Genomic DNA, 12,305 nt, shown 5'->3' on the forward strand with positions numbered 1-12,305 from the left:
GCATGCAGGGCATCCTTGTGGTGACAGGGCGCCTCATTGCGTGGTGCCGTGGCGCTGAAACAGCGCCAGCCGCTCGGCAAAGGGCTCCAGAACCAGCGAATCTTCCGCACCGCCGCACGACCCGGGCCGCACGGCGAGCGGCAGGCCCTGGGCCGCCATCAGCGCCTGCATCTCGTCCTGCGCGATCATGCCGTGGTCCATCAGCGCACCCACCAGGGCGTTGAGCGCGGGCTGGTGGCCGTGCAGCAGCGCCTGGGTGCGCTGGTACTGGGACTGCAGCAAGGCCTCGATGGCGGCATTGCTGGGACCGACGTCGGTGTTGATGTGGTTGTCCATCTCCACCGTGGCGTCGGTGCGGCTGATGCGCGCGCCAAAGCAGTGGTGGCGCACGTAGCGGGCGGCCTCGGCCGTCGCCTGCTTGTAGTCCTGCTCGGCGCCCGTGGTGCAGGCCATCTCGCCGAACACCAGCTCTTCGGCCACGCGACCGGCCAGGCCCACGCACATCATGTCCAGCGCGTTCTGGCGCGTGGTGACCTTCAGGCCCGCAAAGCTGTTGTAGCCGCCCTCGAACGAGGCGATGTTGATCTTCACCTCCTGCGGGGCCTGGCCGAACAGCAGGCAGTAGACCAGCGCATGCCCGGCCTCGTGCACCGCCAGCAGCGCGCGAAAGTCGGCGTTGGCGCGCTGCTTGAGGCGGTTGAGCTCCAGCGCCACCGCGAACTGGCGCTCGTGCGTGCCGCCGTGGGCGTCGGCGCCTTGCACGGCCAGGTGCCGGCGGTCTGCCGCGAGGTGGATGGCGAACACCTGCGACAGCGGCAGCGATTGCTCCATCACCCACAGCGTGGCCTTGACCAAGTTGGCGCTCAGGATGGCGTGCACCGACGAGAACAGGGGCCGTGTGCCCTGCGCGGGGAAGACCGCGTTGGCGTAGATCTCACGCTGCACGTCCTCTCCGATCGCAAAGCGCACGCCGCACTGGGCGGCCACGTCCTGCACGTAACGGTCGCACAGCTGGCGGATCAGCAGCTCGTACGTGGCGCGGCTGAAAGACGGGTAGATCACATGCTCGTTGCCCAGCCGCGCGATCTGCTCGGGCTTGAAGCGCTCGGACAGCGCCTTCTTCACGTCGATGATGGACAGCTTGCGCGTGAGGCGGTGAAAGATGTCGGCGTCGGTATCGCAGTCTTCCACGCGCTGCGCGGTCTCGTGGTACATCTCGTCGAGGTTGCCGCACACGAAGACCAGCAGCCGGCTGTAGTCGGTCTCCCACGACTGGTTGGAGCGCTGGAACTCCATGTACATCGCCAGCACCTTGGCCGAGGGCCATTGCATGATCTCGGCCAGGGGTTCGGAGAGCTTGAGCATGCGCTTGAGCTCTTGCGCGTCCCATGCGTCGAGCTGAAAGCGGTAGGGCTTCTTGCCCGCGCGTTCGTTCTCGTCGTCCTCGGCGCGCTCGGCCTCGTAGTGGCTGTCGGCCAGCTTGCGTTCGATGTTGGACAGGGCCGTCAGCGCGGGCGGCAGGCGCCCGTCCGACAGCAGGGACCACACGTCCTGGTAGCGCTCCACCTTGGCCTCTTCGCCCTTGCGGTCCACCGTGCGAAAGCGCTGGAACTCGTCCAGCACCAGCATGCCCGGCGCACCTTCGGAGATGCCGGAGTCCGCCAGCATGCCGGAGATGGTGGAGCTGCGGTAGCCCGCGCCGTGGCTGAAGCCGTCCATCTGCACTTCGACAAAGCGGTCGTAGAAGCCCAGCAGCTGGGCCAGGCGCCGCGTGAGCTGCGTCTTGCCCGTGCCGGTCAGGCCCCACAGGCACACGATGACCGGGCGGCGGATGAGCTGCGGCAGCACGTACCAGGCGCGCACCGCATCGATCACGCGGTCGATGACCTCGTCGATGCCAACGAGCTCGGTCTTGAGTTGCGCCGCGGTGTCGGCCAGGTGCTGCTGACGCTGGGCCAGTTCGGCGGCGGTGGGCAGCCGGTGTGTTGGCACAGCCGCTGCACTGTGCGCGGGCGGCAGCCCGTGCGGGGCCACGGTGGCGTCCACGTTCAGCGTGCGGGGTTCCGCCGGGTCGGGCGTTGCCCTGGATGCAGGTTGTCCTGGGTGCCCGGGTTGTCCTGGGTATCCAGGTTGGGCGGGGCCCCACGGCGCCCGCGTGTCCGCCAGTGCGGCGGTGGGATGGTTGTTGTCAGTCATGGAAAGAAAAGTCTGTTCGTGTCGCCTTGCGCAGGGCGACCTTGTCCGCGCGGCGCTGGGCGCCGGCGCTTCGGATGTGCTTGCCTGCCGCGCTCGACAGGCTGCGCTGGGCCAGCGCAGTGGCCACAGGGTTTCGGGGCGGGCCCGAGGCCTCGAGCTTCAGAACCAGGGGCTGCTTCATGCGGCGCAGCTTCTTGACTTGACCCTGGGCAAAGGCCCGAGAGATTTTTTGAGCACTCATGTGCACTCCACAAACAAAAAACCCCGGCAAGGTAGCCAGGGCTTGTGGAGCGCTGCACGGGGTGCAATAGCGCGCTTGTCGGCCTTGGCTGGACTTGTGAATGCACAGTCCAGCCGGGGCGGTGGACTGTGGTCAGGTGATTGCGGACAAAGGAACAAACATAGCGGTGACCTCCAGTGGTTTCAGCGGCTGCGTGGCGGTGTGCCCGTGGCTGAAAGAAAGAAGCGCGAATTGTGGCGAGGGCTCTGCGGCTTGGCAAGCGCTCAGGGCTTTGGCAACCTGCATCTGTCGCATGAAACGCACAGTGCGCCGCGGCCGGCGCGTGTGCGCTGGTGGCTGTGGGACAGGGCGGGCGCGTGCCGGGCTAGGCCTGGCGGCGGTAGCTCCACCCGGCCGCGTGCAGCCATTCCTGCTCGTCGCGCGCCTGCACCACCAGCTCGACGAGATCGCGGCCGTCGTTGAGGGGCACCTGCACGGTCATGCCCGCGCGGTCGGGCGACAGCGGCAGCAAGAACTGGCTGTCGTCCCAGAACAAATAGCCGGGCAGTTCGGGCAGTTCCCGGAGCGTCGCTGCCGGCACGCCGAACGCGAGCGGAATCGATTCGGGCGCCTCGTTCGCCAGCACCCAATGGCTGTCCAGGCGCGCCACCCACTGCGCGGGCAGGGGCGCTGCGGCGCGGGGCATCTGCTGCGCCATGGGCATGGTCACCCAGTAGTGCCCAGCGGTGGCGGGCTCGCGCGACAGCAGGTAGCGGCGGCCGTCGGCCTGCTCCCAGCGGTACTGGGTGCGCGGCTGCGCGTCGGACCACCACCAGCCGTCGCTGCGCAGGCGCAGCCCGGCGCTCAGCATCGTCCAGCCCCTGGCCTCGGCCGACCATACCCACAGGTCGATCTGCTGGCTGTCAGGCGAGGTGGCTTTCAGGGGCTTGGCGGACCGGCCGTAGATGCCCAGCACCGCATCGACCGCGCTGGCCGACGAGGTGGCCAGTGACGGGGCCGCCGTCGACACCTTGGGCGGCAGTGCTGCGAGCTGCCCGGTCTCCTGCAGCGCCCGCAGCAGGATGCCTTCGGCCACCGGCCCGGGCTTGAAGGCCGATGCGCTGCCGGTGATCAGCAGCGCCATGCCCGCCTGCGGCAGCACGTAGAAATCGCTCGAATAGAACATGGTGCCGCCGCTCTTTTGCCAGGCCAGCACGCCCGCGGCAGACAGGCCCTGCTGCTGCGCGCTGTCCCACCCCAGGCCCCACTGCCAGTCGGGCGTCAGGTCGGCGCGCAGGCCCGGGTTCTGGCCGCGGCCCATCTCCAGCACGCCAGCCTTGGAGACGACGCGCCGGCCGTCGTATTCGCCGCCTTGCAGCAGCATGGTGGCCAGCTTCATCATGTCGCCGGGCGTGGTGCACAGCCCGCCGGTGGCGTAGCCCATCACGAACTCCTGGGCCTGGCGCTGCTTGCGGATGTAGCCGTGGGCGAAGCTGCCTTCGGGCAGCGGCAGCAGGGTGTAGCCCGAGCGGGCCATGCCCAGCGGGTTGAGCAGGGCCGACTGCACGAACGCCGGGTAGGTCTGCCCGGTCACTGCGAGCACGATGCGCTCGATCAGCGTGAAGCCGTCGTTGCAGTACACCGCCAGCGCGCCGGGCGCGTGCTTGAGGTGGGCGTCGGCCAGCGCTTCTTCCAGCTCGGCGGCATAGCCTGGCAGCGGCGCGGTGGCGAACAGGTTGTGCGTGTGCGTGCCCGGCAGCCCCGATGCATGGCTGAGCAGGTGGCGCACGGTGATGTCGCGGTAGCCCGGCGACAGCATGGTGAACTGAGGCAGGTAGCGCACCACCGGCGCATCGAGCTGCACCATCTGCCGGTCCACCAGCACCATCACGGCCAGCGCCGCCACCACCTTGCTCACGGAGCCCACATTGAAGCGCGTGTCCGGCGTCGCCAGCGCGCGGGTGGTGTCGTCCAGCACGCCGAAGGCCTCCTGCCACACCAGCCGGTCGCCCTGCAGCAGGGCGACGGAGGCCGCCCGCGCCTCGCTGCGCTGCATGGCCTGGCGGATTTCGCTGCGGCCCCAGGCCATGGTGGCCGCGAGCGTGGGGCCGGGGTTGCCGGTGCCTCCGCAGGCCGGCAGCAGGGGCGCCAGGGCGGCGGCGCCGGCCCACGCCAGCCAGTCGCGGCGCGAGGGGTGCGGGGGCTGCGCGGGCGTGGCGCTGTCGTCCGGTGAAAATGGGGTGGCTGATGTCTGCGGGAGCATGCGGTCAAAATCCTGAGGGGCACCCGCCACGCAGACATCGTCGGGGCGCAATGGGGTGTGCGCATTACATCCTGAAATCCACCCCATCAAAAAGTAGCACTCGGCAAAAAGACGGCACCGAGCGGGGCCTGCGCGGGTGCCGTGCGAGGTGCGGCGCGGTGGTGCGCATGGCCTGTGTTGCACAGGGCCAACGCCTGCCTCCGATAATGCGTGCCTTCATGACCGAATCCGCGCCTCCTACCTCCCCGCCAGCAGCAGCCCCGCCCACTGCCCCCAAAACCGCGCCGCTGCGGATCACCTTCCCGGAGTCGCTGCCGGTGTCGGGCAGGCGCGAGGAGATCATGGCGGCCATCGAGAAGCACCAGGTCGTGATCGTGTGCGGCGAGACGGGCTCGGGCAAGACCACGCAGCTGCCCAAGATCGCGCTGGCGCTGGGCCGTGGCAAGTGCAATGCCAAGCCCGGGCAGAAGGGCCAGCTCATCGGCCACACCCAGCCGCGCCGCATCGCCGCCAGCAGCGTGGCCAAGCGCATCGCCGAAGAACTGAACACGCCGCTCGGTGACGTGGTGGGCTTCAAGGTGCGCTTTCAGGACCGGCTGTCGCGCGATGCGTCGGTCAAGCTGATGACCGACGGCATCTTGCTGGCCGAGACGCAGACCGACCCGCTGCTAAAGGCCTACGACACCATCATCATCGACGAGGCGCACGAGCGCAGCCTGAACATCGACTTCCTGCTGGGCTATATCCGCCAGATCCTTCCGCGCCGGCCGGACCTCAAGGTCATCGTCACGTCTGCCACCATCGATGCGGACCGGTTTGCCAAGCATTTCGAATCCGCCAAAGGCCCTGCGCCGATCATTTACGTGTCGGGCCGCACCTTTCCCGTGGAGCAGCGCTGGCGCCCGTTCGAGGACACGCGCGACTACGGCCTCAATGAAGCCATCGCCGATGGGGTGGACGAGCTCTGGCAGGGCAATGCCGGTGGCGACATCCTCATCTTCCTGCCCGGCGAGCGCGAGATCCGCGAGGCCGCCGACCACCTGCGCAAGCACCTGGCCCACCAGCCGGTGATGCGCAACGCCGAGGTGCTGCCGCTGTTCGCCCGCCTGTCGCAGGCCGAGCAGGACCGCATCTTCGACGGCCACACCGGCCGCCGCCTGGTGCTGGCGACCAACGTGGCCGAGACCTCGCTCACCGTGCCGGGCATCCGGTACGTCATCGACGCAGGCACGGCGCGCGTGAAGCGCTATTCTTTCCGTAGCAAGGTGGAGCAACTGCTGGTCGAGCCCATCAGCCAGGCGGCAGCCAACCAGCGCGCGGGCCGCTGCGGGCGCGTGGCCAACGGCATCTGCATCCGCCTGTACGACGAGGCGGACTTCAACGCCCGCCCGCGCTTCACCGACCCCGAAATCCTGCGGTCATCGCTGGCCGGCGTCATCCTGCGCATGAAGTCGCTGCACCTGGGCGACGTGGTGCAGTTCCCGTTCATCGAGGCCCCGTCGGGCCGCGCCATTGCCGACGGCTACCAACTGCTGGCCGAGCTGGGCGCGGTGGACGAGTCCAACGAACTCACGCCGATGGGCGTGGAGCTGTCGCGCCTGCCGCTGGACCCGCGCGTGGGCCGCATGATTCTGGAGGCGCGCGATCGCAAGGCGCTGGACGAAGTGCTGGTCATCGCCAGCGCCCTGAGCGTGCAGGACGTGCGCGACCGGCCCATGGAAGCCCAGCAGCAGGCCGACCAGGCGCATGCCAAGTTCGACGACGAAAAGAGCGAATTCAGCGGCTACCTCAAGCTCTGGAAGTGGATCAACGAGGCCCGCGGCGGCGCGCCCACGCTGCCCTCGGCCCGCGCGCAAAAGGCCATGGCCCACCAGCGCGCCCCGTCGCAGGCCCACCTGCCCGTGGCCCAGCGGCTGGTGGCCGCTGCGGCACCCGCGCCCGCCGTGGCCAGCGCCACCGCACCGGCGCCCACCCACAAGCTGAGCAACCGCCAGTACGAGCAGTTGCTGCGCCAGAACTTCATCAGCATCCGCCGCCTGCGAGAGTGGCGCGACATCCACACCCAGCTGCTCACCGTGGTCACCGAGCACAAGTGGCCCATCAACACGCAGCCTGCCAGCTACGAGCAGCTGCACCTGTCCATGCTGGCCGGGCTGCTGGGCAACATCGGTGCGCGCAGCGAAGAGGAAGACTGGTACCTGGGCGCGCGCGGCATCAAGTTCTACAAGCACCCGGGCGCGCACCTGTCGAAGAAGCCCGGCCGCTGGATCGTGGCGGCCGAACTGGTGGAGACCACGCGCCTGTTCGGCCGGGGGATCGCCGCCATCGAGCCGCAGTGGATCGAGCAGGTGGGCGGCCATCTGCTGAAAAAGCAGCTGCTCGACCCGCACTGGGAGAAGAAGTCGGCCGAGGTGACGGCGCTGGAGCGCGCCACGCTCTACGGCATCGTGATCTACAGCGGCCGGCGCATCAACTTCGGCAAGATCGATCCCTATGCTGCACGCGAGATCTTCATCCGCGAAGCGCTGGTGGGCGGCAACTGGGAGACCCGGCTGCCGTTCTTGGCCGCCAACCAGAAGCTCATCGCAAAGGTCGAAGAGCTGGAACACAAGTCGCGCCGGCAGGACGTGCTGGTGGACGACGAGCTTATCTATGCCTTCTACGACCAGCAGCTGCCAGCGGACATCTGCAACGGCCATGGCTTCGAGGCCTGGTACCGCGAAGAGTCGAAGGCCAAGCCCGACCTGCTCAAGCTCACGCGCGAAGAGCTCATGCGCCACGAGGCCGCGGGCATCACCAGCAACGCGTTTCCCAAGACCGTGCGCCTGGGTGGGGTGGACTGCGCAGCCACCTACCTGCACGAGCCTGGCGACCCGCGTGACGGCATCACCGTGACCATCCCGCTGTTCGTGCTCAACCAGGTGAACGACGAGCGCTGCGAGTGGCTGGTGCCCGGCATGCTCAAGGACAAGATCCAGGCCCTGCTCAAGAGCCTGCACCAGCGCCCGCGCAGCCGATTCGTGCCGCTGCCCGAGTCGGCCACGCGCCTGGCCGCGCTGTTCAACACGCCCGAGCGGTTTGGTACCGGCAGCCTCACGGACGCACTGCTCAAGCAGGTGCGCGACGAGACATCGCTCGATGTGAAGCGCGCCGACTTCAAGCTCGATATGCTCAGCCCGCACCTGTTCATGAACTTCCGCGTGGTGGACGAGCACGGCCGCCAACTGGGCCATGGCCGCAACCTGGGCGCCCTGAAGGCCGAATGGGGCGCCAAGGCGCGGGGCGCGTTCCAGGCGCTGGCGGGGCTCAAGCTCGGTGGTGGCAGCGGTGGTGGCGCTGCAGACAGTGCAAATATTGAGCAAAAACAGCCCCCACCGATTGCTGGGCGAGCGCAAGCAGCTATCGAATCAGGAGCAAAGGGCGGGGCGGGTGGCAAGGCCGCACCGGCTGCAGCGCCTCCTTCTGCCCCGGCTGCGCCAGCCGGCCAGCGCTACACCGCCTGGACCTTTGGCGAGCTGCCGGAGCTGATGGAAATCAAGAAGAGCGGCCAGACCCTGGTGGGCTTTCCGGCGCTGATCGATGGCGGCGATGCGGTGACCATCGAAGTCTTCGACGAGCCCGAAGTGGCCGCCGCCAAGCACCGCGCCGGGCTGCGCCGCCTGTTTGCGCTGCAGATCAAGGACGCGCTCAAGTACCTGGAAAAGAACATCCCCGACCTGCAGAAAATGGCGGTGGCCTACATGCAGGTCGGCCGGTCGCCGGACGGCACCGGCGGCGGCACGCAGGAAGAACTGCGCGCCCAGATCATCGACGTGGCGCTGGACCGCGCGTTCCTGCTCGACCCGCTGCCCACCGACGAGTACGCCTTCAAGCGCCGCGTGGAAGAGGGCCGGGGCCGGCTGACCTTGATCGCCAACGAAGTGGCGCGGCTGGCCTCCGGCATCCTGGTCGAGTACGCCGCTGCCGCCCGCAAGATCAAGGACACCAAGAACGCCCCCGACGCCACGCAGGACGCGCAGCAGCAACTGCAGCGCCTGGTGCCCAAGCAGTTCATCGCGCAGGCGCCCTGGGCCCAGTTGGCGCACTTTCCGCGCTACCTCAAGGCCATCACCCTGCGGCTGGACAAGTACCGCGCCGACCCCGCCCGCGACGCCACCAAGCTGGCCGAGCTGCGCCCGCAAGAGCAGCGCTACTGGCGCCTGGTGGCCGAGCGCAAGGGCGCGGTGGATGCGCGCATGCAGGAACTGCGCTGGCTGCTGGAGGAATTGCGCGTGAGCTTTTTCGCGCAGGAGCTGCGCACGCCGCAGCCGGTGAGCGTCAAGCGCCTGGACAAGCTGTGGGCGCAGATCCAGAGCTGACGCCGCAGCGGTCTGGCTGGCGCCGGGCGATGGCCTGGTGGTTGGCCCTGGTGCTGGCGGCGACTTTGCCGATGTGGTCGTTCTGGCTGGTGAACCGGTGGGGCGGCCACTACGCCGAGTGGGTGTACTACGGCAACTACCGCGACGCGTTGTCTGCCTGCTTTCTGGTGTCCGCTGCTCTCGTGGCGGGCCTGTTGCGCATGCCCCGGCGGCATGCGGGGCTGCGCGGTATTGGCGGGCTCATCTTCGTGACGCTCTGGCTGCTTGCCGCAGCCCTGCCGCGCCCGAATTGTCCGGAGGCTGTAGGGCTGGGGAAGTACGGGGTGCCCATCCCCGACGATCAGGCAGAGGTGGCGTCGTGTGGCCACGGGGATGAGGTCTCGCGCGGGCCAGGCCATGCGGTGCGGCGCATACAGCCCGGTCTTCAGTCCCTGGTCCAGATCCTGACCGTCACGTACATCGTGTAGCCCAGGGCCAGCACCATCCACACCACAAAGAACAGGTTCGCCCAGTACGGGCCGGAATGCTCCGCCAAGGTGTAAAGCTGCCCCTTGCAGCCTTTGCCGATGCATGGAATCTGCTGCAGCACGATGGCGCGCAGGGCCTCGAACAGGAGATAGCACGCCAAGCCGGCCACGAACAGAAAGCTGATGGGCCCGACAGGCGGCTTGGTGAGCTCATCGTTGTCGTCACGCCGGCCCTGGTGGAGCAGCTTCTGCCCGTACCGGTAGAAGAAGTATCCGACCAGGAGCATCAGTGCGTAGTAGGCGAGGGTCAGCATGTCGTCGGGTCTTGAATGAAGCAGGGCAAAAAAGAACAGGCGGCGTGGTGACGATGGTAGCCGACGCCCTGCGGGGCCCTGGTGCTGCCGAAGCCGCAGCACAGCGCCGCCGGGGCCCGGTCCGCCGCGACCTCGGAGCGTCACCTGCGCGACGCTGCATCAGTGCCATCCCCAATGCCGTCGGGCACCATGCGAACTAGGCTGCGTTCTTCAAAGGAATCCTTGCTCCATGCGCCCTCACTACAAGTTCTGGCCCCACCGCCTGCCCAAGGCCATCACGCTGCCGTCCACCTCGCTGTGGGACAACCTGGCCATCAGTGCGCGCCGCTACCCGGACAAGGCGGCGCTGGTCTTTTTTGGCCGCACGCTGACCTACCGGCAACTGGTGGAAGGCGCCGAGCGCCTGGCCGCACGGCTCGCAGCCCTGGGCGTGCAGCGCGGCGACCGCGTGGTGCTGTGCATGCAGAACTGCCCGCAGCTGGTGATGGCGCACTTCGCCATCCTGCGCGCCAATGCGGTGGTGGTGCCGGTCAACCCGATGAACCGGGCCGAAGAGCTCAAGCACTACATCACCGACCCCGATACCAAGGTCGCGCTGACCACCGGCGACCTGGCCGCCGAGATGGCCAAGGCCAGCAACGCGCTGCCCGCTGCTGAACGCCTGGCGCACCTGGTGGTGACGCAGTTCACCGATGCCTTCGATGTGAACGTGACCGGGGCGGATGCTCCCCCGGAGGCCTGGATGGAGTGGCTGGGCACACGCCACCCGCTGCCCGTGCTCGACGGAGGCCAGGCCCATGCGTGGACCGACGCGCTCGACATTGCGCAGGCGCCGCCCGAACTGCAGGTGGGCCCGGACGACCTGGCACTGCTGCCCTACACCAGCGGCACCACCGGCCTGCCCAAGGGCTGCATGCACCTGCACCGGAGCATCCTGCACAACGCTGCCGCCAGTGCGCTGTGGGGCACAGGGTCGGTCGACAGCGTCACGCTGGCCGTGGTGCCCATGTTCCACATCACCGGCATGGTGAGCGTGATGCACACGGCCATCTACTCGGCCGCCACGCTGGTCATCATGCCCCGGTGGGACCGCGACCTCGCCGGGCGCCTCATCTCGCGCTACCAGGTCACCAACTGGACCAACATCCCCACCATGGTCATCGACCTGCTGGGCAGCCCCAACTTTGCCAGCTACGACCTCTCCAGCCTGGTCTACATCGGCGGCGGTGGCGCGGCCATGCCGCAGGCCGTGGCGCAGCGCCTGCTGGAGCAGTACGGGCTGCGGTATTCCGAAGGCTACGGCCTGACCGAGACCGCCGCGCCGTCGCACTCCAACCCGCCGGACCACCCCAAGCAGCAGTGCCTGGGCATCCCGTTCATGAGCACCGATGCGCGCGTGGTCGACCCCGACACCCTGCAGGAAATGCCCGTGGGTGAGCAGGGCGAAATCATCATCCACGGCCCCGAGGTGTTCGAGGGCTACTGGAAACGCCCGGACGCCACGGCTTCGGCCTTCATCGAATTCGAGGGCAAGCGGTTCTTCCGCTCGGGCGACCTGGGCCGCATGGACGAGGACGGCTATTTCTTCCTGACCGACCGCTTGAAACGCATGATCAACGCCAGCGGCTTCAAGGTCTGGCCGGCCGAGGTCGAGGCGCTGATGTTCCGCTACCCCGCCATCCAGGAGGCCTGCATCATCGCCGCCAAGGACAGCTACCGCGGCGAGACGGTCAAGGCCGTGGTGGTGCTGCGCGCATCGCACAAGGACACCACCACCGAGCAGCAGATCATCGACTGGTGCCGCGAGAACATGGCGGTCTACAAGGTGCCGCGCATCGTGCAGTTTGTGAGCGCATTGCCCAAGAGCGGCAGCGGCAAAGTGATGTGGCGGGCGCTGCAGGAGCAGGAAGCGCAGCAGTAGGACGGCGGCCACTCGGCGCGCGCAGGCTCCGCTGCCTTCACTCCCTCTCCCCTCGCGGGAGAGGGCTGGGGAGAGGGGGCCGCATGCAAGGCCGCATCAGCACCCTCAGTGCTGCGGCCCCGCCAGCGTCAGCTCGCCCAGGTCCCGCTCCAGCAGGGCCGGGTCGCCCAGCTGCAGTTCGATCAGGCGGCGCAGGTGGGTCACGCTGTCCAGGTCGATGCCGCGGCACAGCAGGCCGGCGTGCTGGCCCTCGACGTGGGCAATTTCGGTGGACATGGCGATGTGGTTGCCCGTCTCGGCCAGCGGGATGGTGAGCTGGCACAGCATGCCGGCTTCCAGCTCCGCCTGGGCGGGGGCCACCAGCAGCGCGCCCTTGAGGGACAAATCCAGCACGTGCACGCTGAAGGCATCCGTGGCGGTGGTCAGCAGGGCCGGTGCGTCGAAACCAACGCGGACGAAGTGGCGCCGTTCATGGGGCATCGCTGTCTCCTGGGCGAAGCGGGGTGGTGGGTACATGCTACTCCAAGCGCGCCGGTCGCTTATTACGTTTGGATGTTTTTGCAACC

8 protein-coding genes are annotated in these 12,305 nt (G+C 68.2%); 3 read left to right on the plus strand and 5 right to left on the minus strand.

Annotated features, from left to right (window positions below; genetic code table 11):
* Window positions 1-33 precede the first annotated feature (33 nt).
* The 3 genes from ACSQ3D_RS08025 to ACSQ3D_RS08035 all read right to left on the minus strand — a co-directional run bounded on the left by ACSQ3D_RS08025 (window position 34) and on the right by ACSQ3D_RS08035 (window position 4,679).
* Window positions 34-2,196, minus strand: a complete 2,163-nt coding sequence (locus ACSQ3D_RS08025; RefSeq protein WP_436126505.1) for an AAA family ATPase — start codon at window positions 2,194-2,196, stop codon at window positions 34-36.
* Window positions 2,189-2,437, minus strand: coding sequence for a hypothetical protein (locus ACSQ3D_RS08030; protein WP_056168481.1), 249 nt, complete (start codon window positions 2,435-2,437; stop codon window positions 2,189-2,191). Before ACSQ3D_RS08030 ends, ACSQ3D_RS08025 begins: the two co-directional genes overlap by 8 nt.
* A gap of 364 nt (window positions 2,438-2,801) precedes the next feature.
* The gene (locus tag ACSQ3D_RS08035) at window positions 2,802-4,679 is read right to left on the minus strand and encodes a serine hydrolase domain-containing protein (RefSeq protein WP_436126506.1); all 1,878 of its coding nucleotides are present in this window, start codon (window positions 4,677-4,679) and stop codon (window positions 2,802-2,804) included.
* A gap of 218 nt (window positions 4,680-4,897) precedes the next feature.
* On the opposite strand from ACSQ3D_RS08035, the gene hrpA reads away from it, so the two are divergent.
* Both hrpA and ACSQ3D_RS08045 read left to right on the plus strand, forming a co-directional pair.
* Window positions 4,898-9,037, plus strand: coding sequence for an ATP-dependent RNA helicase HrpA (gene hrpA, locus ACSQ3D_RS08040; protein WP_436126507.1), 4,140 nt, complete (start codon window positions 4,898-4,900; stop codon window positions 9,035-9,037).
* Window positions 9,038-9,066: 29 nt separating this feature from the next.
* The gene (locus ACSQ3D_RS08045) at window positions 9,067-9,504 is read left to right on the plus strand and encodes a hypothetical protein (RefSeq protein WP_436126508.1); all 438 of its coding nucleotides are present in this window, start codon (window positions 9,067-9,069) and stop codon (window positions 9,502-9,504) included.
* On the opposite strand, the gene ACSQ3D_RS08050 is transcribed toward ACSQ3D_RS08045, so the two are convergent.
* Complete coding sequence (locus ACSQ3D_RS08050; protein ID WP_436126509.1) at window positions 9,462-9,818, minus strand: hypothetical protein; 357 nt, start codon at window positions 9,816-9,818, stop codon at window positions 9,462-9,464. The two genes, ACSQ3D_RS08045 and ACSQ3D_RS08050, sit on opposite strands and share 43 nt — an antisense overlap.
* Window positions 9,819-10,047: 229 nt before the next feature.
* Between ACSQ3D_RS08050 and ACSQ3D_RS08055 the strand changes: the two genes are divergently transcribed.
* On the plus strand, window positions 10,048-11,739 hold the full coding sequence (locus ACSQ3D_RS08055) for a long-chain fatty acid--CoA ligase (RefSeq protein WP_436126510.1): 1,692 nt from the start codon (window positions 10,048-10,050) through the stop codon (window positions 11,737-11,739).
* 105 nt (window positions 11,740-11,844) lie between these two features.
* Here ACSQ3D_RS08055 and ACSQ3D_RS08060 read toward each other — a convergent pair whose 3' ends face one another.
* Entirely contained in the window at window positions 11,845-12,219 is a 375-nt protein-coding gene (locus tag ACSQ3D_RS08060) for a PilZ domain-containing protein (RefSeq protein WP_056412506.1), read from the minus strand.
* Between the last annotated feature and the right edge of the window lie 86 nt (window positions 12,220-12,305).

The sequence above is a fragment of the Acidovorax sp. LjRoot117 genome (genome assembly GCF_964252695.1).
Lineage (GTDB): Bacteria > Pseudomonadota > Gammaproteobacteria > Burkholderiales > Burkholderiaceae_C > Acidovorax.